Origin of the sequence: Fluviicola sp. (assembly GCF_029266855.1) — a bacterium.
GTDB lineage: Bacteria > Bacteroidota > Bacteroidia > Flavobacteriales_D > Crocinitomicaceae > Fluviicola.
Genome location: NZ_JAQSWB010000001.1, coordinates 61,164 through 83,517 on the forward strand (window position 1 = coordinate 61,164; position 22,354 = coordinate 83,517).

Here is a 22,354-nt window from a genome sequence, read left to right on the forward strand (position 1 = left end):
TTCTCCCTAAAAGTCCGGGTGTAGTCCCGGAGGTAAAGTTCGGAAAACAAAAAAACTGACTAAATAATCACGCGATTCATTGAAAATTAATAGATTCGCACTAAATTACTTGACGATGAAAAATAAACTAATCTTAGGTAGCGTCTTGTTAATGTTCGCTTATGCTTGTGGTTCCGGAGAAGAAAAACAAGAACTGGCAACAGTCGAAGAACAAGAAACCGTAGAAGCTGCTAATGTAAACTACAATATTCCATCGCCTTCAGAGCAATTTGCTTTGATCTCTAAAATGGATGCGGTAAAGAATACGAAGATTCTGCACGATCCTGCATTGGCGGATAAGTATTCAAGCTCTTCTCAAAAAGCCTTGAATTTTGGTGTTTATACTGCTGACGTAGCATATCTGACTTCATTTAATGAAACAAATAAGTATTTGAGCTATTTCGGTAAATTGGAAAAATTGGGATCGGATATCGGAGTTGCTCAGGTATTTGGAAATGAATTGGGTGAACTGGCAAAGAAATGGGATGGAAACGCGGATTCATTATTCAAATTGAGTGATGACGTTTATAACCGTACGTTTCAGCGTCTGATTGAGATCGATAAAGGAGATGAACTTTCATTAATGCTTGTTGGAGGATGGATTGAATCCATGCACTTAATGATCGGAAGTTCAAAAGGTTTTGGTAAATCCCCAAAATTAGACCAGGCTTTGGCTGATCAAAAATTAGTAGCTGAAAACCTGTTGGAATTTTTGGTAAGCTACCAGGATAATGCTTCAGTAAAAGAATATTCCGCAGGTGTGGAAGAGATACTGAAAGTATATGAGCAATTAGATTGTAACTCTGGTGAGACCCAGGTACAAAACTCTAACGGGAAATTAACTTTTTCCGGAGGCGATAGTTGTAAAATGACACAAAAGTGTTTTGATAACTTATCGAAAAAAATCAAAGAAATACGTACTAAAATTATAACTGCTTAACTTTTTCGATATGAAATTTATTTTAACGTTAGCCCTACTATTTGGTTTTGTGTTTGCTCCGATTGCTATCGGGATTTCTCAATGTCCGCCTGCCGAGGCATTCATGAAAAAGAAAAAGACCAAAGATGCATATAGCTTAAACTCTCAATCGCGCTCGGGATCAATTGCTGCAGACGAATCATATGAAATGTCATTCATTGCACATCAGGGACTTGATTATCGCTTAACAACGGTTTTGGGTGAAGGAAGTGCCGGAACATTGAATTATGAGATCTACGAAATGGTTGTAGAGAAAAAAGCAGAAGGAGAAAAAGAAACTTTTAAAAGAACAAAAAAAGTGCTGGCTTCTTCCGGAAATGCTGAAGTTTTAGAATTTACATCAGATAAATCACGTAAAATTTTCATTAATGTTTCCATTACAGGTGGAGATAAAAAGAAATTGGCATGTGTTGGTGTTTTGATCGAAACCAAACGTTCTGAGAAAACAGGATTTTAATCCGTTTGAATCATATTGAAAATTAATAGTAGGGCCGCGATTAATCGCGGCCCTACATGTTTTAATCATAATTTGCAATCTCCCATTCGGAATTCGGAATTCGTATCCCGATAATTATCGGGACGCAATTCGTAATTTTACATCATGTATCAATCCTCACAAAAAATTAAAGAGTTTGTCGAACAAGCCAGGTCAATTGTAATTACTTCGCATAAATCACCCGACGGAGATTCGATAGGAAGTTCACTCGCCTTATTTCACATCCTGAAGAAATGGGAAAAAAAAGTACAGGTCGTTCATCCTGATCCGGCGCCTACTTTCTTACATTGGGTTAGCGGTCAGGAACAAATCATTGATTTTGAGACGAAGCGGGAACATGCTGTTGCTGCAATTCAATCTGCCGATCTGATCTTTTGCCTTGATTATAACCATCCATCGCGGGTTGGTGATCATATGCAGGCACTGCTGGTGGAATCATCGGCCAACAAGGTGATGATTGATCATCATTTGCATCCCGCAGATTTTTGTCAGGCTGTGATTTCTGAAACAACCGCTTGTTCAACTTGTGAGTTGTTGTATACCTGGATCAAAGATATCGACCGGCTGGATGATCTGGATGAGACTTCCGGGGCGTGTATTTATTTGGGAATTATGACAGATACAGGTTCTTTTCGTTTTCCTTCCGTAAGTTCAGCTACCCACGAAATTCTCGCAGATCTGATCGGGAGAGGAGTGAAACACTACCTGATCCATGAAGCCGTTTATGATACCAATACTGTCGACAGGATCAAACTGAGAGGTTACGCCTTATCTGAAAAACTGGTTTGTTTGAACGATATCCCGATTGCATATGTTTCTCTTTCGGAAAAGGAATTGGAGAAATACAATTATCAAAAAGGAGATACGGAAGGTTTGGTAAACCAGATTCTTGGTATTCAGGGTATTAAAATGGCAGTTTTGTTCGTCGAAAAGGAGGGGAAAGTCAAGATTTCTTTCAGATCAAAAGGTGATTATTTTGTCAATGAACTGGCAAATGCGCATTTCGATGGTGGCGGACATGCTTATGCCTCCGGTGGAATTTCTGCTGAAAGCTTGGATAAAACTGTGGAAAAATTTGTAACATTTGTAAAAGATTTCATTCCTAAAGCATGATGAAAAAAGAGTTTGTTTTCTGTTTGTTGCTTTTGTGTTCTTGTGCAGAAGAGGAGAAACAACCGGAGCCTGTTCAGTGGGACATGGAAAAATCCACTGAAATGAACAAAGAACTAGCCATAGAAGAGAGTATTAATATCGATCTTTACTTTGCTCAGCATGAAAACTGGGAGGTAAAGGAAACGGGATCGGGCTTGCGTTACGTTATCTTAAAAAAGACTGAAGGTGCTTTTCCCAAAGCTGGAATGGATGCCAAAACGCAGTATAAGATAAGTTTACTGGACGGAACTGAAGTCTACAAAACAGCTTCGGATGAGGTAGATATCTTCCGGATCGATAAAAGTGATATGGAATCAGGAATTCACGAAGGAATAAAATTGATGCGTGTAGGGGAAAAGGCTAAACTGGTTTTTCCGAGTCATCTTGCACACGGCTTGGTAGGTGATCTGCAAAAAATCCCGCCGCTTTCACCCTTGGTCGTTGATATTGAATTAATTGGAATAGAATGAAAAAATTGAAATACATAACTGTCGGTCTTTTAATCTCTGCCTGCACAACAGGTGTTGAAAAAACGGAAGATAAAGCTGCTCCCAATACACGTGATTCCGGAAATGAATTATCGGAAGCTGAGCAATTGATTGAACCGCAAAAACAGGTAGTCGACAAAAAAAGCTTTCCAAACGGAATCCGGATTCAGTGGTTTGAAAAAACAGATGGGGAGCCAATCCAGGAAGGATCCGTTTATGAGATCAATTTCAAAACAAAGCTTCAAAATGGGGAAGTGGTAGACGGAAATTATAAACTGCAAAGGGATATGCTGCCCTTTTTGGTTGGATACGGAATGCAGACCCCCGGATTTGATTTGGCAATAAAGGAATTGAGAGTCGGTGATTTCGTGGAAATTTTTATCCCGGGTAAACTGGCAAGAGGAGAAAAAGGAATCCCTGGAATAATTCCTCCCAACGCTCCGAATATTGTAATGCTCCGTATAGGACAAGAAATTAAACCTACAAAAGTAGTGGATGGTGTAAAGGTTTGGAAACTCGAAGAAAGTCCTGATATGCCTGATGCCAAAGTGAGTGAGAATTCAAACCTGGCGATCCATTATTTTGTCGGAACAAAATCAAATCCGAGATACGATAATTCGTACCAGAGAAACACACCCTTCGCTTTTGGAATGAAAGACCCGTCTTTGATCCCGGGATTAAGAAAGGCAATGTTAAATTCAAAGATGTATGATAAATTGTACATTCTGGTTCCTCCAAAAGAAGCGTATGGCTCAAGAGGTTATGTGGATCTGGTGAAGCCGAATGAAGACTTGTTTTACGATGTGATCATCATGGATGTAGACGGAAAATCAGTCCAACAGAAATGATGAGTTCAAAATTAAAAATGCAAAAGACGGATCCGAAAATCTTTTGAATTTTGCCTTTTGAATTTTGAATTTCCAAAGTTATAAACTTGTAAATGTTGGAATTAACGTTTTTTCGCAAGTAAAATTTGGCTTTTTTTTCTTAGTTTTGCCCCACCCAGAAAATACCAAAGGCTTTAATTATGAACAAATTTCTTTATTTCCTACTTCTATTTGTTTCATTTTCGGGATTGGCTCAAACTCCGATCGATACAGTTAACACTGAGAAAGGCACGATGGTTCTTTACTCCAATCGAACATGGAAATTCTTGTTGGATGAAGAGTTTGATGGCATCATGAACGAAGCGCTTTTTAATATTATCCAGGCAGATACGAACTTGAACCTGGTTCAGACATGGAATAATGATATTTGCTTTTCTTCCGAAAGAACCAATGATTTATCCCGGATGAATGACACCCTTTGGTTGTGTTTGGTAGATGATATACATAAGGACTTTGTTTCTCCTGTTCCGGGAATAGTAACATCCCGTTACGGATACAGAAAAGGAAGATATCACAATGGGATTGATTTGAACCTTCGAACAGGTGATACTGTAAAAGCGGCCTTTTCAGGACGTGTAAGATACGCAAAATGGAATGACGGTGGTTTTGGTAATTTGGTGATTATTCGTCATCACAATGGATTGGAAACGTTTTACGCGCATCTTTCCAGACATTTGGTTGCCCCGGATCAGGAAGTGAAAGCCGGTGAACCGATCGGATTAGGAGGGAACACAGGACGATCATTCGGAGCCCATCTGCATTTTGAAGTGCGCTTCTACGATGCTCCTTTGAATCCGGAAGAAGTAATTGATTTTGCGAAGAAAGAATTAAAGGATGAAAATTTACTGGTTCAAAAGAAACTCTTCAGACCGGGTGCCAAACCAAGCGATGAAGAAATTTCCGGAGAATCCATTGCAGCTGTTCAGGCTAGAACAGAAGCTGTAAGCGCCAGAAAATACTATAAGATCCGAACAGGCGATACGCTTTCGCAAATTGCTTCCAAAAGCAATACTACTGTTTCAAGGCTGTGCAAGCTTAACGGTATCAGACCTACGACGCTTTTGCAGGTTGGTCGACAACTACGCGTGAGATAAAGATGAACAGCCTAAAATCTTCGTTTAACTAATCTTTACTGTTAAAAAATTTGGTTGCTAAAAGCGATTTCCCTAAATTGCTGATATGTCATGCAACTATAGAATCATTTTAGTAATGGATGGAGGCTCAGACGCCTTACTTGTCCCGATTGTCGGGTTAAGTGCTCTGTCGCGCCGTATTCATGCAGTTGATATTGACAGATCTCTTTATAACTGGATCGACTTATTGGTCGCTTCAGGTGATAGTGTTTTATTGGCAAGCCTATTGGCAAAACAGGAAATTTCCCTAATCGAAGAATTGGGATCCCTTGAGAAATTACTTCGGTACCAAAATAATGGCTACAGCAAAGAGATGGTTTCGCGTTTGTTTGATGAAGAGGATACGTTATTTGCATTGAGAAAGCATTTTTTGTTCATGACCTATGATGTCGATTCGGATGAGTTATTTCATTTTTCAGATAGCCGGCCCACCCAACAGTCTATAAAATTGGATTCTGTGTTGAAAGCCTGTATGGGGAACCCGAATGAGCAGCAGTTCATCAAATTGGGGTACAGAAGATTAATGAATGCAAGTCAGTTCGCTCCAAACCCCATTTTGCAGGCAATGCATTACGCAGATTGTTTGTATCAGGATGATTCGGTTGTTATTGTAAGCATTGGTTCCGGTAAACACAAGGATGCCGATTTGGAGCAACAGTTTTCAGAACAGGCCCAGTTACAATTTGAAGAAGAATTGCGTAAGCACAAAAAGTGGCATTATTTCAGATTTGATCCCGAATTTGAACGGGACGATTCCATGGAGACTAAAATTGAAAAGACCCGCAATTACTTTGAAGATGAGGCTCCGAATATGGACCGTCTGCTGCGCCTGATGGAAATTAAATCCGGAAAATTGGTCTGAAGTTTTTCGTTTCTTTCCTTGCAGACTTCGGATCACTATTGTCTGATTACTACTCACTGATTTGTTAAGATTTCAGAAACAATATTTCCCGAAAGTTTGCCGTTATGCTATTTCTCCTATTTTTGTCGTCATGAAATGGATTTTCTTAATTCTCACTATAATAACGCTTGGTAGCTGTAATTCATACAACCGCATTTTAAAATCGGATGACTATGAAGCGAAATTTAATGAAGCTAACCGCTTATATGACACGGAAAAATATGAGAGAAGTGTAGCTTTGTACGAACAGGTTTATCAAAGAAGTCCGAGATCTCCGCAGGGAGAAGTTGCTTTTTACAGGTTGGGAAAAGCATGTTATGCTGTAGAAGATTGGTACCTGGCGAGTTATTACCTGGCGGCATTCCAAACGAAGTTTCCTTATTCCCCGAAAGTGGAAGAAACAATGTTCCTGGCTGCAGTATGTGCAGTTAAAAACAGTCCTGAAGTATCGCTTGATCAACACGAAACGGAAGTTGCATTGAACGAATTACAAAATTTCGTGACCCGCTTTCCAAATTCAGAATTGCTCGACACATGTAATATGATCATGGATCAGCTGCGTTTCAAATTGGAAACAAAGGATATGATGACCGCAAGACTCTACGCTAAAACGGAAAATTATCGTGCAGCAGTAGTTAGTGCCGAACAGTTTTTGGACAATTATCCGAGATCGAAATACAGGGAGGAGGCATGGGCAATTTTAATCCGGAATTCTTACCATTTGGCAAGCAATAGTGTTGATGCGAAAATCGAGGAGCGAATTGAGAAAACAAATGAGCGATTTAACATTTTTCTTGTAGAATTCCCAAATTCAGACTATCTTCGCGAATTCGAAGGGTATATTGAAAAATTGAAAAAAGTCAACGTTCCCGTATCTAACAAGTAAATAAATAGAAGAAATGAGCTTCAAAAACAACAATGCTGAGCGTTCAACAGTTACGCGTGATACAATAGATTTAGAACAAACAACAGGTAATATCTATGAATCAATTGTAGTATTGTCTAAAAGAGCAAATCAGATTAGCTCTTCAATGAAAGAAGAATTGACTGCTAAATTGCAGGAGTTTGCTTCATCAACGGATAATTTGGAGGAGATCTTCGAAAACCGTGAGCAAATTGAAATTTCACGCTTTTACGAAAAACTTCCGAAACCGGTTGCTGTTGCAATTGAAGAGTTGAAAGAAGGACAAATCTATACTAGAAAAAATCAAGAGTAATCTAAACTCGATATGTCTTTGGAAGGAAAAAAGATTCTGGTTGGTGTTACTGGCGGAATCGCAGCGTATAAAATTGCTTCCTTCGTAAGATTATTAAAGAAACAAGGGGCAGAGGTCAGATGTATGATGACTCCTGCCTCTTCTGATTTTATAACACCGCTAACACTTTCGACCTTATCGGAATCTCCCGTTGGAATTGAATTTTATAATTCCAAAACAGGGGAGTGGACAAATCATGTGGAATGGGCTTTGTGGGCAGATGTCATGATTTTCGCACCTGTAACAGCAAATTCATTAGCGAAAATGGCTCATGGTTTCTCCGATAACTTTCTCCTGGCAACTTATTTGAGTGCAAAATGTCCCGTTTTTATTGCTCCTGCAATGGATCTGGATATGTATCAGCATCAAACTACAAAAGATAATCTTTTAAAGCTGGAATCCTTTGGTTATACGATTATTCCTGCCGAAAGCGGTTTCCTCGCCAGTGGTTTGGAAGGACAGGGAAGAATGGCTGAACCTGAAGTTTTAGTACAATACCTTCAGGATCATTTTTATGCAGATAATCGTTTTTCGGGTAAACTTTTCTTAATTACTGCAGGACCAACCTATGAAGCAATTGATCCTGTCCGCTTTATTGGGAATCATTCCTCCGGAAAAATGGGCTTTGCTTTTGCCGAGGCAATTGCAGCTTTGGGAGGAGAAGTTATCCTTGTAACAGGACCAAGCAACTTGCAGGTAATGCACAAACAGATTCATTTATTGCGGGTAACTTCAGCGAGGGAGATGTTAAATGCAGTGCAGGAAAATTGGAGTAAAGTTGATGTAGGTATATTTGCTTCTGCCGTTGCGGATTATCGCCCGGCAGTTGTAGAAAACCAGAAAATCAAAAAGACGGAAGACCAGCTTCAGATTGTGTTGGAGAAGAATCCGGATATTTTATCCTGGGCATCTTCCAACAGATCAGCTGTTGTTGATCAAAAGGTCGTTGGATTTGCTTTGGAGACCCAAAACGGCATAGAATATGCTAAAGGGAAACTCGAGAAAAAGAAATTGGACGCAATAGTACTGAATGAAATGGGAGAACCCGGAGTAGGTTTCGGAACAGATACGAATTCAGTTAAATTGCTGTTTAAAAACAATAAAATGTGTAGCTTTGAGTTACAATCAAAGAAGGAATTAGCTTTCGCTTTGTTGAATGAATTGATGAATAATCTATATGAATAAAATTCTAACCCTTGTCTTTTTGGCTCTTATTACAAGAGGATATTCCCAGGAATTGAATTGCCAGGTTTCACTTATTACGAATATTAAAACTGAAGTAACTTCAGCGGAAAAAGAACTGTTTGATCAATTGAAAGAAGTAGTTACAGAGCTGATGAATAATACGCAGTGGACAAATGAGAAGTTCAAGGTGGAAGAACGCATCAATTGTCAGTTGCAGTTACAGATCAATACGATTAATAACGGGGCGTTTACCGGATCCATACAGGTGCAGTCAAGCAGACCGGTATACAATGGTTCATACAATACTACTTTGTTTAATTTTCAGGATGATAACCTGGATTTTACCTACACAAGAAACAGTCAGCTGATTTATACAAAGAACCAGTTTAGAGACAACTTGTCTGCCATCTTATCTTTTTATGCGTTTTATATCATCGCCCTGGATTTTGATTCTTTTTCAAAACAAGGGGGGACGAAATATTTCCAGGAAGCACAGCAAATTGTTACCAATGCGCAAACTTCTTCGGGTAAAGGATGGAAATCAAATGAGCAGGGAAAGAAAAACAGGTACTGGTTGGTTGAAAATGCCCTTCAGCAATTGTTTGAACCCTTGAGAGAGTGTTATTACGAATATCACCGCTTGGGAATGGATCATATGTACGACAAACCTGAAGAAGCAAAAAAAGCAATCTACACTACTCTGGATAAACTTTCAAAAGTTTCGGCTGCACGTCCGAATACCATTAACATCATCAATTTTGCGTACTGTAAGTTGAATGAACTAAAGAATCTATACGCTAATGCGAAACCTGAGGAAAAAACTCAGATAGTGACTGTGTTGAAGAAAATAGATCCGGCAAATTCAAGCAAGTACGAAGAAATCTTGAACTAATGTTGAAATCCCTTTCTGTTCAGAATTTTGCACTGATCGAGCATATTTCCCTTCAATTTCACAATGGCTTGCATGTGATTACAGGAGAAACAGGATCCGGGAAATCCATATTATTGGGAGCCTTAAATTTAATTCTCGGAGAACGTTCCGATTTTTCCGTGATCCGCAATCCGGAAAAGAAGACGATCGTTGAAGCAGTGTTTCAGTTGAATCCGGAATTCAGGGAGTGGTTCAGTAGCGAAGACATTGATTGGGAGGCCGAAACGGTGATCCGGAGGGAAATAACAAGCCAGGGAAAATCCCGCTCTTTTATTAATGATACTCCCGTACAGTTGAACCAGCTAAAGGAACTTACTGAACAACTGGTTTATATTCATTCACAGCACGAAACCCTGGAGATTAAAAAGACCAGGTTCCAGTTCGATTTATTGGACTCATACGCAGACAGTTTGGCTCTTGCTCAAAATGTGGCATCTGTTTTTTTAGCTATTCAGCGTTTAAAAACTACGAAGGAACAATTGGAATCTTCCAAAGCAAATCAATTGCAGGAATTGGATTATATCCGTTTTCAATTAAATGAAATCGAGCAATTGAATCTGAATCAGGTAGATTATGCTGCCTTAGAAAATGATTTTAATAAATTGTCCCAGTTGGATGATTTGAAAGAAGCTTATTCTTCTATCATCAACGCAATAGACCAAGAGAGTGGCGCAACGGATCTTATCCGCAGATTGAAAGCACACATTGATAAATGGAAAAATGCGGATTCCGATCTGAATGCTATTTCTGTGAGATTACAGGACGTGATAGCAGAATTGGAAGATATATCAAGGGATTCCGACCGACAGTTGAATCAGTTGGAAGGTGACCCGGAGGCATTATTCCGCTTAACTGAATCGCTTGATGAATACAATAAAATCCTGAAGAAACATCATCTTTCGAATCAGGAAGAATTAAGTAATTATTACAGTACGCTTGAAAGTAAGCTGAACGAATCGAACTTCTCTGATGAACGAATTGCTGAACTGGCAAAGGAAATTGATGAGAAAGAGAAGGAATTGGCCGATTTGTCTGCTAAACTGTTTGAAAAACGTTCAACAGTTATTCCAAAGCTCGAAAGCTATTTGCTGGAATTGCTGAGTGAAATGAAAATGGAACATTCCAGGTTCCAGATTTTACTCACACGGTCTGAAAAGCAGGATTCAAACGGAGGGATGTCTATCCAGATATTGTTTTCAGCGAATAAAGGATTGGAATTGAAGCCCATTGAAAAGGCTGCAAGCGGAGGAGAGTTGTCGCGTGTAATGCTGGCCATTCAGATGATAATGAGTGAGAAAAAATCACTCCCTACTTTGATCCTGGATGAGATCGATACGGGAGTTTCCGGAGAAGTGGCTTTGAGAATGGGGAAATTGCTCAAACAAATGGGAAAACATTTGCAGGTGTTTGCAATTACTCATTTGCCCCAGGTTGCCGCAAAAGGTGATTATCATTTTGAAGTCTCCAAATCACATGAAAACAGTCAGACAATTTCTCAGATACATCAGCTAAGCAATGCGGAAAGAATCGAAGCCCTTGCAAAGTTGATTTCCGGGGAACAGGTAACGGATCTGGCACGTTCTTCAGCGATCGAATTAATGAACTAGAATAATTCAAAATTCAAAATAGAAAATTCAAAAAACGGGATGGTTAATCTCTTTTGCATTTTGACTTTTTAATTTTGAATTGACAGAATGGTTAATTCTGTAACAAATCCACAACCTTCGGCATTTCTTTCCGTATCTTTACTAAATAAACTTCAGGATTATGTTTAAAATTGTTTGGTTAACACTTTCACTGGCTACTACTGGTTTTTCTGGAACTGCAATTTCTGATTCGGATCAATCGGTGTATTCAAATTCAGGTGAAGTAATTAAAATGCGTGTTCAGGGTCACCGTGTGGACTGTCAACCGGGTTCTGATGACGTAAGAAAATGTTATTTGGTTCAAAAGGAAGCAAGTATCGGCAAAGAGAACTGGGAAGTTTTACAACAGGAGATCGAAGGATTTAATTTCGAAGAGGGATATACTTACGATATAATTGTTAAGGTAGAGGTTTTACAGGATAAAACAGGTCCGGACAGATTCAAGCATAGCCTCGTTCAAATAATTTCGAAAATCCACGAGTCATAATTGTTTTTTCTCCTATATTTAAATCATGGAGAAGAAATGGATAGTAACTGGCCTTATATTAATCATTATTGCAATTGTTCTGGGAGCATTCGGAGCTCACGGATTAAAAAGAATTACTTCAGACGAAGCCGTTTTAACATCTTTTGATACGGCAACAAAATATCAATTCTTTCAGGGCCTGGGTTTTTTGATTATTCCCTTTATCACAACACGCTTTGCCGTTAATGGGAAGGCAATTTTCATTTTCATGTTAGTAGGGACCATTTTCTTTTCGGGTAGTATCTATGGTTTAACTTATTCAAAAGTTCATACAAGTGGATCTTTGTCAAAGGTTTTTGGTCCGGTAACCCCGATCGGAGGACTTTTAATGATCCTGGGATGGACCTGGCTGTTAATTCAAGTAATCCGCTCTCGTAATTAATGAAATTTTCCGCAACGATATTAGGTTCAGGAACATCTCAGGGAATTCCGGTAATTGCTTGTGAGTGTCATGTTTGTACTTCAGATAAAATAGAAGATAATCGTTTGCGTTGCTCTGTTTTGCTTGAAATTGAAGGGAAGAACTATGTGATTGATGCCGGACCGGACTTTAGGCAGCAGATGCTGAAGTTTAAAGTGAAAAGTTTGGAAGCGGTTTTGTTTACCCATGAGCACAAAGATCACATGGCTGGTTTAGACGACGTGAGAGCTTTCAATTTCATCGAGCGGAGGGATATGGACATTTATTGCACTAAAGCCGTGGAAACAGCTCTGAGACGTGAATATCATTATGCTTTCGAAGAAGATAAATATCCCGGCATCCCTCAATTGAATATCATCCATATCGAAAACAAGCCGTTTAAGCTTTCAGCTGTTATTCCTGTTACTCCGGTAGAAGTAATGCATTATTTTATGCCCGTTCTGGGATTTCGGATCGGAGACTTTGCATATATCACAGATGCTAAGACAGTCGAATTGAAAGAGATTGAAAAATTGAAAGGATTGAAGGTGTTGATAATTAACGCTTTGAGGAAAGAACCACATATTTCTCATTTCAACCTGGAAGAAGCATTGCATTTTATTGAACAGGTGAAGCCGGAAAGAGCTTATTTGACTCATATTTCTCATCTTTTCGGGACACATGAAGAAATTGAAAGTGAGTTGCCTCCAAACGTATTTGCAGCCTTTGACGGATTGAAATTTGAATTCGATTAAGCGATTCCTGCTATAAGAAAAGAGTTAATATTTTAGAATTCAGTGGATTTCAAACGGGAGCAGGAAATATTACTTGTAGGCTTAAAATTAAATTCTAAATTTGTTCCCAAATCAAACAATTATGTCAAAATTATTGGAAGGAAAACGTGGAATCATTACCGGAGCTTTGGATCAAAATTCAATTGCCTGGAAAGTTGCTGAAAAAGCACATGAACACGGCGCGACTTTTGTTTTAACAAATGCTCCAATTGCAATGCGGATGGGGGAAATAAATGAATTGGCTGCAAAGACAAATTCAACAATTATTCCTGCTGATGCAACAAATACAGATGACTTGAAAAAGCTTTTTTCAGAAGCTCAGGAGATCTTAGGTGGTAAAATTGACTTTGTACTTCACTCAATTGGTATGAGTGTGAATATTCGCAAGAACATTCCTTACCAGGATTTGAATTATGATTTTTTCCAAAAAGGAATTGATGTTTCTGCTTTGTCATTGCATAAAATGCTTTCTGTAGCTAAAAACATGGATGCGATCAATGAGTGGGGAAGTGTTGTTGCTTTAACGTATGCTGCTGCTCAAAGAACTTATCCGTTCTATACCGATATGGCAGATATTAAAGCAATGCTGGAGTCGATCGCAAGAAGTTTTGGATACCATTACGGTTTAGAGAAAAAAGTACGTGTAAATACAGTTTCTCAATCTCCTACAAAAACAACTGCTGGTTCCGGAATTAAAGGTTTCGGAGATTTCTACGATTATGCTGATGCAATTGCTCCATTAGGAAATGCAAGCGCTGAAGATTGTGCAAACTATTGTATTTCCTTATTCTCTGATTTAACACGCATGGTTACAATGCAAAACTTATTCCATGACGGTGGTTACTCCACAACAGGTGTGAGTGATGCGATCATGGAGAAATTTGGAATTTGAAATTAAAGATTAAAATATAAAATAAACCTGTGGGGACGCGATGCATCGCGTCCCCACTTAGGTTATATACTACATTACTACTTTGTAACTTTGCTGCAACAAAGCGTTACTACAAGAAACTTACTATGAAAAAGACATGCATCCTATTGTTTGTGATTCTTTCATGCCAAACCTTTGCTCAGGATCTTACATTGAAAGGGGGGAGAGGAGGAATCTTTTCCTTCGGACAGAGAACGACTCTAAGTGCTTTTAACGGAGATCATGAACGGCCTGCAGTAGGTGTGGGCGGACAGATGAGACTTCAATTATCAGATCGGGTGAACACCGAATGGTTCATGGATTATTTACCGGTTACCAATCAATACACAAGAAGAAACGATTTGCATATTGGTTGGAGTGTTATGTTCTATTTACTGAGCAACCCGACTCCGAAAGTTCAGCCTTATATTGTGGCGGGACATTGTTTCGACAGAACCCTGCAATCCGAACTTGCAAACCGAAGCAATAGAATCGAGCGCTGGAGCAGTGCCGTACAAGGTGGATTGGGTGTGCATTTTAACTTAACACAACGCTTTGACATTTCACTTTCCAGTCAATATATGATTCACCTGGGAACTGATATTCATTCGCATGTGGAAGACGATGGAAGTGTTCACTTCGAACAGCATAAAGGTGGTTCGCTGGAAGGACATTTACTCACTTCATTGACGTTAAACTATAAATTAGCAGACCTATGGAAATCAAAAAGAAAGTAAGCCTCTTGTTTCTTGGTTTCCTGACCATGACAAGCCTTACAAATGCTCAGATTCTTGCAAATGGCGAAAGGGCCGGGTTGCTACAGACAACTGCAAGTATTTATCCGTCGCAGCAATTGAACACAAAGGGATTGAATCTATATGTCGGTGGATATATGAATTACCATTTTGATGATAAGTACAGTTTTAGGGGAGATGTCTACCAGTTTATCGGGGCACAGTCAAAACCAGGATACATAAACGATCATTTGCAGCTTCAGGCCGGTTTTATGCGTTACTTTCCGGTTAAGCGGCTGGATCCGTTCGTAGGAATTCAAATCGGATTTTCTGCAATTCAGACAAATGAAAGAACTGAACGCATGTATAATTCAACTTTTGTACTTAAAGCAGGTTTAAATTACCATGTCTATAAATTCTTCTATTTCTTCTTAGAGTGTCAATACATGCATCAAACGGATCCATGGCATGCAAGACCCTTAGACCAGTTTATGGGAACCGGTGGATTAGGTTTTCAATTGCCGTGTAAAAATGTACGTCAGTAAGAGGTCAGCCTCCCCAATCGCAGTTTTGTTCGGGATCTGAACAGTTGAATTGTAAAGCAGGATCTTCCTGGTCTCTTTCAATAGATTGTTTCAAAAGAAGAATTTGATGCGCTTCGGGATAGGACAGGATCTTTGTTTTTAAAATACGGTTTATCTCAGCGAGTACAACCGGTTTCGGGAACATATAGATCCGATGTTCCATATCCTGGATCACTCGTTTACGAAGCGTTAACAAGTCTTTTTTGAATAAATCACTTTTATTGATCACGTTAAATGAACCAGCCAGGAACTTATAGTTATTACTGTCACCAAGGAGAGAGCCACCTCCGTAATCCCAAGTGCGTTCGAAAAAGTTAAGCCATCCCGGTTCGTGTCTTCCCTGATCGCCCTCAGCCAGGATCTTTAAACTCATAAAATCATCATCCGCTTTTCCTTTTGTATATTGAGCCAGTTTTTGCAAGTCCGTGTAATTGTAATTCATTACAAATTCGGTGCATTCAGCTTCACATGAAGAGCGTAAAGCAAACGAACTGTTAATGAAGTTCATGGCTTCCATTCCGTTATAACCATCAGGGAACTTGATCGAAACTGCTTTTTCGATATCTTCGAATACTTTCTTACCCTTATGATAAACACGTGCAAAAGCGGTGTCCGTTTGAACAGTCGCCAGTTCATCCATGTATGAAATGATAGATTCCACCGTCTTTTTGGGAAGAAGTGCATTTAATTTCTTGAGTTGTGCAGGATTTAAAGCACGGACAACCGGATTTCGTTTGGGAACCGTATCAATACTCTTTTCTTCCTTTTCACCGGCTGCAACTTCAGTTTCCGGTTTTGGTTTCCCGGAATCTTCCTTTTCAGGGTTATCTGAGCAGGCTGCAGTAATCAAACAGATTGAAAAGAAGAATAACAGTTGTTTCATAGGATCAAGTACTTAATATCAATCTAAATTACATTATTTTTAAGTTTGATATCATAAAATAATCCTTCGTTCGTTAGAATAGAAATGAAAAGTTTGGCAAATCGCTTCAGATCAATCCTTCTTGCACTCATCTGCATGCTTTTTGTGTTGCCTGGTAAAGCTTCAACTACTTCTGCGAAAGGTCCCGAGTACTTTATTATTGATTCCTGGGTGAGTGGTTTTATAGCTGGCCTTTCAAGATCTAAAGAAAAAAGATGGAGGAACGCCTGGAAAGTAGCAAACCAAAGTGCTAAGAATGACATTCGGATTTGGGGAGGATTGTTTGTTTCGGATACCAATTCGAGTTCCGGCAAACGGTTTTTGGAAGTTGGTTCACGGCTAACTTATCAGGGTCCGCAAACAGGAATAGGCTTCTTCATGGCACATTTTTATAATACGGTCTTGTGCAAAGTAAATTCAGTGAGTCATCCGAACGGGAGTACTCTGTTGAATATGAATGTTCCGTGGACGGGAATTTGTTTCGGGAACTACATCCTGGCAAAAAAGAATAGTGCTCCTGATCCCAATAACCGTATTTTTCAGCATGAATACGGACATTATCTTCAAAGTAAACGAATGGGGTTTGCATATTTGATAAGGGTTGGTCTTCCGGCTATAATGAGCACGGGAAATCACGACGAACATCCTGTGGAAGTGGATTGTAACAGGGAAGGATTTCTTTACTTCAACAAAATAAATCCCCATTTTCAGAACGATTCGGCATATTATGATAAAAAAGGATGGGATTTTCTTTACAATCCCTTTCCCGATACGCTGGGAATGAAGAAGGTTAGCGGGAAGAATACATTTCAATACCTCAATTTCCGGGATTCCCTTGACAGGGGAAAGATTGATGCCTTAAAAGTAAGAGCTAAATGGTTTGATTATGCCGGATGGTTGGTTTTTCCTACTCCTGCAATTATTGGTGTATGCAATGCGTCAAAATATAATCAGTCGCACACAAAGCCAGATGATGGAGCTCCTTTGAATGCCGCAGCTGCACCCGTAAAGTAATAAAGTGAACTAGATTTTCCCGGTGATGTCATAAGCCATGTACCCAAACATTTCTTTTAATAAACCGTGCCAGTCATTCATAGTGCTCACGTCCGGAATTAATAGTTCATCGAAGGTGTAAGATCGCTTTGGCCCGGTATACAGGTCGGTTGAATAAGGATCGCATTTAATTCCGACTTTGGTAAAACAAGCTTTTGCCCGCCGCATGTGTTTTCCTGAAGTAACTAGAAGGATTGCATTTGAATTTGGAAATAAGCGGTCAAGAATTTTCTTTGATTCTACCGCATTTTCGTAGGTATTCTTTGATTTGGTTTCCGTAATAATCACATGCTCCGGAATTCCCCATTTGACCAGGATCTCTTTGAGCTGTGAAGCTTCATGGAGTCCTTTGTCGATAATATAGCCATGATCCCCGGAAATCAAAATACGGTCAATTTTTCCTGATTTGTATAATGATATTGTTTGCCAGATTCGATCAATTCCTCTTCTTGCACTCAGGACTTTCAAATCATTATTGTATTCTGCCATTCCTGTCAATACTACAGCTACATCATAATGTTTAACGGATGACGGAGGAGTACCAAACACTTCCCAATGTCTGCAAACTTCTTTGAAAACAAAAGTATTGCTAAAAAACAGGGCGATGAAAACAGCGATGTATTTTGCTCTTTTTGCACGAACACTTTTTTTTGAAAAGAAGGCAAAGTACAAAGCAATTAGCAGCCAAGTGAATGGACTGATTGTGAAAAGTAATATTTTAGAAAGAATGAAAAACATGGATTTTTCGAATAAAAGAGATATCCAAAAATAAAAAAAAGCCCCGACATGTGTCAGGGCTTTTCAACTATTAGAAAGTGTACTGCTTATTGCACTACTACTCTGAATACTTTTGTAGCTTTTTCATTGCTCAATTCCACGAAGTATACACCAAGCTGAACCTCAGAAAGGTCAATAGTTGCTGGACCAGCGTTAAACGGAGCAGAAGCTTCAACGATTCTTCCATTTGCATCAGTTACTTTCACTTCAAATGCCTGATCAGCATTGATGTTTAAGATACCTGTTGTAGGATTCGGGTAAATCTGAACACCTGCAAACACTTCTTCTTGTATAGACAAGTAGTCACAAGTAGAAAGTACTGTTACCACTACATTCGAAGAGTCATCCGGACATACGCCGTTTCCGGTAATATAATCGTAGTTATATTGCCCAGGGAATGCAGGAGCATTGATTGCAGAATTAGCCATAGAGTTATTTGATGGATCGTACCATGTACCACCGGAATCAAATGTACCACCAAGACCAGATAACAAGTCAACAGGTTCGTTTTTACAAACTGTTACTACACCATCAACTCCCGCAGAGGACAATCCGAAGATTTGTACCTGAGATACGATGGAATCGTAAGCACATCCGTCAGTCATTCTGTATTGGAAGTTGAATATTTGGTATCCAAGACCATCAGAATTGAACATTGAACCAGTGATAGAAACATTAGCAGCAGCTACCGGAGCAGACCACATACCACCTGCATCGTTACCGCTGATTGTAGTGAACAAGTCAATTACATCACCGGTACAAATTTGCGTCAATGGATCAGCGGAACCAGGCTGAAGAACAATTTGTGAGATAGCAATACTGTAGTTACCAGAAGTACCTGTTCCATCATGCATGATGTAGTAAGTAGATCCCGGAGTCAAACCACAAACTGTGAAGTTCGGAGCTAAACTAGAACCGTTAATCTCATTATCGTTTGCATTTACAAGAAGGAAGTTGCTGTTGAAATCAGCACAATTAGCAGCATCGTATACTGCAGCCTGGCCGTTGTAGGCAATAGCAGTATTATTGATACGTACTGAGCCTGAAGCAGGAGCAACGAAAGTAAACCAAGTTGTTCCGTTCAAGGTAGAGTTAGCCCAACCATCGGTTGTTTGAGCACCAGTTGCAGGTGGAACAATGTTGTTCTCATCAACAGATACCGTAGCACCAGTATTGTTGAATGTGTACGTAGTCCCCAAATCAAGGATCTCAGCACCACAAACTATATCATTTGTTAAAGGCATTACAATTGTAATCGGACCAACCCAATCAGAAGTATCGTTTGTAGCCAAACAAACAGCCTGAACAAATACTTCGTAAACACCACCGGCAAGAAGGTCTGTATCGGGAATGGTATCAGAGAAGTCAATACCAGTTGCAATTACTTCCGTTGAAGCGTTACCATTCATACCGTATTGGATATTGAATGAAGTTACAGGGAAACCAGTAGTTTCAGACCAGTTCCAAGTTACTTCAAGGCTGTCAACATCTGAAGCACCAGCCAATCCTGAAGGATTAGAACAGTAAGGTAGTGTGCAAAAGCTGTAAAAATATGCTTCAGAGGTTAAATTATCAGCCTGACACTCAGAGTAGATGTAAACATCATAACAAGTCAACTGAGTAAGAGTAGAGCCAAATGAAGCATCGGAAGATATTAAATCCAAAGTGTCAATTGCTTCACCTGGTACAGCCGGATCAAATCCTGCCAAACCGTAAATCATCGTCCAGTTTGTTTCACCGTATGAACCGGCATTCCAATCCAACAACGCATCATCTGCATAAATTAATGAAGTTACGCTGGAAATGTTAGGACATAATGCATTGTAGAAGTGGACACAAGAGTTACTTGTCAAATAAGCTTGATCGTCTGAGCTCACTGTAACAGTTCCATTTGGTGTAATCAACGCGATATCCGCATCACCACCATTGTCCCAGAAGCTTGGATCGCCCATCATTACGTCGTCGTAAATGTAGTATACTTCAGAAGTTGCTTCATCAACGATGATTTCAAACGTTGCACCATCTGTTACGGCAGGGAAGTCGTAATGAGAAATGTCTTTCCACATGATTATGAACTGACGGTTCGGAGCAGTTCCGATGCTTTCATAGAATACACCACCAGTTGCTTCGGCAGTATTCAAATCCTGATTGTAAGGGAACATACCATTTCCGAATGCAGTGTAAGCTACATTTCCAACCAATGTGTTGAACAAAACACCACCGTTGTTACCAATAGTAACAGTATTAACGGTAGTAGCATTTACAGTCCAGGCCCAAGGTAGAGTTAAACCGAATTCATCATCATCAAAAAGACCAAGATCAGTACCTGTTGAAGAAATATCAATGAATCCCGGACCACATTGGTTATCTGATACTAAGAAACCAGGATCTGTTGCGAAAGCAAATGGACCAGCTGTATCAGGTTGAGGACCACAAGTAGAGAATACATAGAATTCATATTCTGTATTAGCAGTCAGATCACCGATGATAGACAAGGAGTTAGAAGTTGTAGGAACAGCTGTTCCACCTGTTGTAGGGTCAAAACCTGCGGGACCGTAAATTACTGTCCATGAAGTTTCGTCACCAGTTGCAGTCCAACCTAGGTCAGCATTGTAATAAGTAACATTCGATGCAGTTAATGCGGTAGGAGCTGTTGGCTCGTTAATAATAAGCTGGTAAGCAACACTTGTTGCCATTGTAGCATCACGAACAATCACTGAGTAAGTTCCTGCAACAAGATCTGTAGGGATCGGTCCGAAAGTTGTTCCACCATCCAATGAATATTCAAATCCAGTAGTACCACACAAGGTATCTGTTTGAATAAATGACCCATTATCACCACCGTTACAAGTAACATGAACCGGAGCTAAAACTACATCAATAGCAGATACAGTAACATTTACAGCATCTCTGGCGCTTGAAGGACAAGAAGGGAAATCTTCCTGAGAGTAATAAACTGCATTTGCAACCAAGACCGGAGTATTAAACGATGTTCCTGCTCCAAGTTGTGTTCCGCCTACCGGAGAATCCCACCAAGAGATAGTTGCCAATGGATTAGAAGGAGTACCGTTCAATGTAACTGAATTTCCGGAACATACACCAGCATCAAGCGAAGTAACTCCTGCCAAAGCAGGACATTGAATGTTGATTATATGATCTTCCGTTTCACCCCAGTTATAAGCCATACAAGGCAGTAGTTGTGCCCCTGAATTATTTTCTGCAACAATGATACGCATAACTGTGTTACCAACTGTTGCAGACATAGGAATCGTAAATGAATTGTTCACCGTACGCGGACTGATAGTCGTTGCACCTTCAACATACACTTGTTCTCCCGGGTCACTGAATGATCCATTTTGATTGAAGTCAATCCAGATAGCCATACCATTGCTGTAGTAAGTAGCACCATCGCATTCATTTTCCTCAACAGTAAAACTTACCGTTTGCCCTGGAGCAACTGAAGTAATCGCAGGAAGGGTTTTGAAATTTGAATAAAGGCTTAAGACAGAACCTGGGCCAGGCGCAACGGTTGAACAACCATTTGCATTGGCATAAAGAGGATTCGTAGAACCGCCGTTTACTGTAACATTGTAGATTTCTTCATCAATAGTACCTGTAGGGATACTGTTACAATAACAATCCATGAACGGTGTTGTTGCTACCATTACCGGAGTAGAAGTTGCAGTTGCACCACCGTTAGAACAAGTAACCACACATTGATAATAAGTATTGGAACTTTGTATAGCTGAATAAGTAGGACCCGTAGCCCCAGCAATATTGTTAAATGTTAAACCGTCAGGTGAATTTTGCCACTGAAAAGTAAGACCTAATTCCGGTGTTAAACCTGGAAGATTAAAATTGATGTTAGCTGAAGGACAGGCACTTGTAGTACTTGCGTTTGTTGCACCTGGCGAAGGTGTTCCTGCACATGCCGGCGGAAGAGTGTATGTAATTTCCAATTTGGGTTGTTCTGCGGCTAAACCTGGATATCCGTAGATATTATAGGTGTTTGTACTACCGCGAACATATCCTAATGTAAGGTTGGCACCACAGTTGTTCTGGATAAGCGTTAAACCTGCGGCATTTACAGCACCGGTGTTCAATGCGTTTGCCGGCCATACAGCAGAATTCATTATTGTTCCTGAACCAATTGTATTGTATAACGTTGTACCAGACATTACAGAAGGGTTTCCATTGAAACCTGTCACTGTGTTGGTAGCACCGGATGCAACAGAACTGAATGTTGTGAAATACACTGTAGCTGAAGAAACAATGGCGCCGTAAGGAATCGAACTTAAGTCGAAATACGCCCAGCCTCTGTTAGCTGTTTGATTGATGGTAATCATGTTTCCATCGTTGGTAACGCCTCCTGGAGTAACGGACCCGGTTAACAAAGTCCCACTGGAAGCAGTAATGGTCACAGTCTGGGCTATTCCAATAGCACTGAGAAGACTGTAAAACACTACTAAGAGTAGTTTTAATCTCATAATTGAGCAGTTTAAGTTTATATTAAACTGTGAAAGTAGAGTTTTGTTTTCACATAAGACTTGAAAACTTTTTA

The 22,354-nt window shown here is 39.7% G+C and carries 22 protein-coding genes; 19 read left to right on the forward strand and 3 right to left on the reverse strand.

The window, feature by feature from the left end:
• Positions 1–115: 115 nt before the first annotated feature.
• The 18 genes from K0S23_RS00275 (at position 116) to K0S23_RS00360 (ending at position 15,002) form a co-directional block, all read left to right on the forward strand.
• The gene (locus K0S23_RS00275; RefSeq protein ID WP_300352661.1) at positions 116–979 is read left to right on the forward strand and encodes a hypothetical protein; all 864 of its coding nucleotides are present in this window, start codon (positions 116–118) and stop codon (positions 977–979) included.
• Between the two features lie 10 nt (positions 980–989).
• Positions 990–1,475, forward strand: a complete 486-nt coding sequence (locus K0S23_RS00280) for a hypothetical protein (RefSeq protein WP_300352663.1) — start codon at positions 990–992, stop codon at positions 1,473–1,475.
• A 144-nt stretch (positions 1,476–1,619) separates the two neighbouring features.
• On the forward strand, positions 1,620–2,627 hold the full coding sequence (locus tag K0S23_RS00285) for a bifunctional oligoribonuclease/PAP phosphatase NrnA (protein WP_300352664.1): 1,008 nt from the start codon (positions 1,620–1,622) through the stop codon (positions 2,625–2,627).
• Complete coding sequence (locus K0S23_RS00290) at positions 2,624–3,136, forward strand: FKBP-type peptidyl-prolyl cis-trans isomerase (protein WP_300352665.1); 513 nt, start codon at positions 2,624–2,626, stop codon at positions 3,134–3,136. Before K0S23_RS00285 ends, K0S23_RS00290 begins: the two co-directional genes overlap by 4 nt.
• Positions 3,133–4,002 carry an FKBP-type peptidyl-prolyl cis-trans isomerase gene (locus tag K0S23_RS00295; protein WP_300352667.1) on the forward strand — a complete coding sequence of 290 codons (870 nt, stop codon included), beginning with the start codon at positions 3,133–3,135 and terminating at the stop codon, positions 4,000–4,002. The genes K0S23_RS00290 and K0S23_RS00295 overlap by 4 nt, the downstream gene beginning before the upstream one ends.
• A gap of 179 nt (positions 4,003–4,181) precedes the next feature.
• A complete protein-coding gene (locus K0S23_RS00300; protein WP_300352669.1) occupies positions 4,182–5,135 on the forward strand; it encodes a M23 family metallopeptidase in 954 nt (317 codons plus the stop codon).
• 85 nt (positions 5,136–5,220) lie between these two features.
• Positions 5,221–6,036 carry a hypothetical protein gene (locus K0S23_RS00305; protein ID WP_300352672.1) on the forward strand — a complete coding sequence of 272 codons (816 nt, stop codon included), beginning with the start codon at positions 5,221–5,223 and terminating at the stop codon, positions 6,034–6,036.
• 130 nt (positions 6,037–6,166) lie between these two features.
• A complete protein-coding gene (gene bamD / locus K0S23_RS00310; RefSeq protein WP_300352675.1) occupies positions 6,167–6,961 on the forward strand; it encodes an outer membrane protein assembly factor BamD in 795 nt (264 codons plus the stop codon).
• A 13-nt stretch (positions 6,962–6,974) separates the two neighbouring features.
• The gene (locus tag K0S23_RS00315; protein WP_124745168.1) at positions 6,975–7,292 is read left to right on the forward strand and encodes a DNA-directed RNA polymerase subunit omega; all 318 of its coding nucleotides are present in this window, start codon (positions 6,975–6,977) and stop codon (positions 7,290–7,292) included.
• Positions 7,293–7,304: 12 nt separating this feature from the next.
• Positions 7,305–8,516 (forward strand): bifunctional phosphopantothenoylcysteine decarboxylase/phosphopantothenate--cysteine ligase CoaBC, encoded by a 1,212-nt coding sequence (gene coaBC, locus K0S23_RS00320; RefSeq protein WP_300352678.1) that lies wholly within the window; start codon positions 7,305–7,307, stop codon positions 8,514–8,516.
• On the forward strand, positions 8,509–9,408 hold the full coding sequence (locus K0S23_RS00325; protein ID WP_300352681.1) for a DUF4835 family protein: 900 nt from the start codon (positions 8,509–8,511) through the stop codon (positions 9,406–9,408). The genes coaBC and K0S23_RS00325 overlap by 8 nt, the downstream gene beginning before the upstream one ends.
• On the forward strand, positions 9,408–11,054 hold the full coding sequence (recN, locus tag K0S23_RS00330) for a DNA repair protein RecN (RefSeq protein WP_300352684.1): 1,647 nt from the start codon (positions 9,408–9,410) through the stop codon (positions 11,052–11,054). Before K0S23_RS00325 ends, recN begins: the two co-directional genes overlap by 1 nt.
• 160 nt (positions 11,055–11,214) lie before the next feature.
• A complete protein-coding gene (locus K0S23_RS00335; protein WP_300352687.1) occupies positions 11,215–11,580 on the forward strand; it encodes a DUF4377 domain-containing protein in 366 nt (121 codons plus the stop codon).
• A 25-nt stretch (positions 11,581–11,605) separates the two neighbouring features.
• On the forward strand, positions 11,606–12,001 hold the full coding sequence (locus K0S23_RS00340; protein WP_300352690.1) for a DUF423 domain-containing protein: 396 nt from the start codon (positions 11,606–11,608) through the stop codon (positions 11,999–12,001).
• Positions 12,001–12,774 (forward strand): MBL fold metallo-hydrolase, encoded by a 774-nt coding sequence (locus K0S23_RS00345; protein WP_300352693.1) that lies wholly within the window; start codon positions 12,001–12,003, stop codon positions 12,772–12,774. The genes K0S23_RS00340 and K0S23_RS00345 overlap by 1 nt, the downstream gene beginning before the upstream one ends.
• Positions 12,775–12,895: 121 nt before the next feature.
• Positions 12,896–13,705: an SDR family oxidoreductase gene (locus K0S23_RS00350; protein ID WP_300352695.1), complete on the forward strand. Its 810-nt coding sequence runs from the start codon at positions 12,896–12,898 to the stop codon at positions 13,703–13,705.
• Positions 13,706–13,830: 125 nt separating this feature from the next.
• Positions 13,831–14,460, forward strand: coding sequence for a hypothetical protein (locus K0S23_RS00355; protein WP_300352697.1), 630 nt, complete (start codon positions 13,831–13,833; stop codon positions 14,458–14,460).
• Positions 14,439–15,002: an outer membrane beta-barrel protein gene (locus K0S23_RS00360; RefSeq protein WP_300352700.1), complete on the forward strand. Its 564-nt coding sequence runs from the start codon at positions 14,439–14,441 to the stop codon at positions 15,000–15,002. The genes K0S23_RS00355 and K0S23_RS00360 overlap by 22 nt, the downstream gene beginning before the upstream one ends.
• Before the next feature lie 4 nt (positions 15,003–15,006).
• Here K0S23_RS00360 and K0S23_RS00365 read toward each other — a convergent pair whose 3' ends face one another.
• Positions 15,007–15,924, reverse strand: coding sequence for a hypothetical protein (locus K0S23_RS00365; RefSeq protein WP_300352703.1), 918 nt, complete (start codon positions 15,922–15,924; stop codon positions 15,007–15,009).
• A gap of 84 nt (positions 15,925–16,008) precedes the next feature.
• On the opposite strand from K0S23_RS00365, the gene K0S23_RS00370 reads away from it, so the two are divergent.
• The gene (locus K0S23_RS00370) at positions 16,009–16,977 is read left to right on the forward strand and encodes a hypothetical protein (protein ID WP_300352706.1); all 969 of its coding nucleotides are present in this window, start codon (positions 16,009–16,011) and stop codon (positions 16,975–16,977) included.
• 9 nt (positions 16,978–16,986) lie between these two features.
• Here K0S23_RS00370 and K0S23_RS00375 read toward each other — a convergent pair whose 3' ends face one another.
• Both K0S23_RS00375 and K0S23_RS00380 read right to left on the reverse strand, forming a co-directional pair.
• Positions 16,987–17,754, reverse strand: a complete 768-nt coding sequence (locus K0S23_RS00375; RefSeq protein WP_300352708.1) for a YdcF family protein — start codon at positions 17,752–17,754, stop codon at positions 16,987–16,989.
• Between the two features lie 86 nt (positions 17,755–17,840).
• Positions 17,841–22,280: a GEVED domain-containing protein gene (locus tag K0S23_RS00380; protein ID WP_300352711.1), complete on the reverse strand. Its 4,440-nt coding sequence runs from the start codon at positions 22,278–22,280 to the stop codon at positions 17,841–17,843.
• Positions 22,281–22,354 lie beyond the last annotated feature (74 nt).

Bases quoted from the DNA above. Each gene is read 5' to 3' on its own strand.
- K0S23_RS00275 (WP_300352661.1), top strand. From the start codon at position 116: ATGAAAAATAAACTAATCTTAGGTAGCGTCTTGTTAATGTTCGCTTAT.
- K0S23_RS00280 (WP_300352663.1), top strand. From the start codon at position 990: ATGAAATTTATTTTAACGTTAGCCCTACTATTTGGTTTTGTGTTTGCT.
- K0S23_RS00285 (WP_300352664.1), top strand. From the start codon at position 1,620: ATGTATCAATCCTCACAAAAAATTAAAGAGTTTGTCGAACAAGCCAGG.
- K0S23_RS00290 (WP_300352665.1), top strand. From the start codon at position 2,624: ATGATGAAAAAAGAGTTTGTTTTCTGTTTGTTGCTTTTGTGTTCTTGT.
- K0S23_RS00295 (WP_300352667.1), top strand. From the start codon at position 3,133: ATGAAAAAATTGAAATACATAACTGTCGGTCTTTTAATCTCTGCCTGC.
- K0S23_RS00300 (WP_300352669.1), top strand. From the start codon at position 4,182: ATGAACAAATTTCTTTATTTCCTACTTCTATTTGTTTCATTTTCGGGA.
- K0S23_RS00305 (WP_300352672.1), top strand. From the start codon at position 5,221: ATGTCATGCAACTATAGAATCATTTTAGTAATGGATGGAGGCTCAGAC.
- bamD (WP_300352675.1), top strand. From the start codon at position 6,167: ATGAAATGGATTTTCTTAATTCTCACTATAATAACGCTTGGTAGCTGT.
- K0S23_RS00315 (WP_124745168.1), top strand. From the start codon at position 6,975: ATGAGCTTCAAAAACAACAATGCTGAGCGTTCAACAGTTACGCGTGAT.
- coaBC (WP_300352678.1), top strand. From the start codon at position 7,305: ATGTCTTTGGAAGGAAAAAAGATTCTGGTTGGTGTTACTGGCGGAATC.
- K0S23_RS00325 (WP_300352681.1), top strand. From the start codon at position 8,509: ATGAATAAAATTCTAACCCTTGTCTTTTTGGCTCTTATTACAAGAGGA.
- recN (WP_300352684.1), top strand. From the start codon at position 9,408: ATGTTGAAATCCCTTTCTGTTCAGAATTTTGCACTGATCGAGCATATT.
- K0S23_RS00335 (WP_300352687.1), top strand. From the start codon at position 11,215: ATGTTTAAAATTGTTTGGTTAACACTTTCACTGGCTACTACTGGTTTT.
- K0S23_RS00340 (WP_300352690.1), top strand. From the start codon at position 11,606: ATGGAGAAGAAATGGATAGTAACTGGCCTTATATTAATCATTATTGCA.
- K0S23_RS00345 (WP_300352693.1), top strand. From the start codon at position 12,001: ATGAAATTTTCCGCAACGATATTAGGTTCAGGAACATCTCAGGGAATT.
- K0S23_RS00350 (WP_300352695.1), top strand. From the start codon at position 12,896: ATGTCAAAATTATTGGAAGGAAAACGTGGAATCATTACCGGAGCTTTG.
- K0S23_RS00355 (WP_300352697.1), top strand. From the start codon at position 13,831: ATGAAAAAGACATGCATCCTATTGTTTGTGATTCTTTCATGCCAAACC.
- K0S23_RS00360 (WP_300352700.1), top strand. From the start codon at position 14,439: ATGGAAATCAAAAAGAAAGTAAGCCTCTTGTTTCTTGGTTTCCTGACC.
- K0S23_RS00365 (WP_300352703.1), bottom strand. From the start codon at position 15,924: ATGAAACAACTGTTATTCTTCTTTTCAATCTGTTTGATTACTGCAGCC.
- K0S23_RS00370 (WP_300352706.1), top strand. From the start codon at position 16,009: ATGAAAAGTTTGGCAAATCGCTTCAGATCAATCCTTCTTGCACTCATC.
- K0S23_RS00375 (WP_300352708.1), bottom strand. From the start codon at position 17,754: ATGTTTTTCATTCTTTCTAAAATATTACTTTTCACAATCAGTCCATTC.
- K0S23_RS00380 (WP_300352711.1), bottom strand. From the start codon at position 22,280: ATGAGATTAAAACTACTCTTAGTAGTGTTTTACAGTCTTCTCAGTGCT.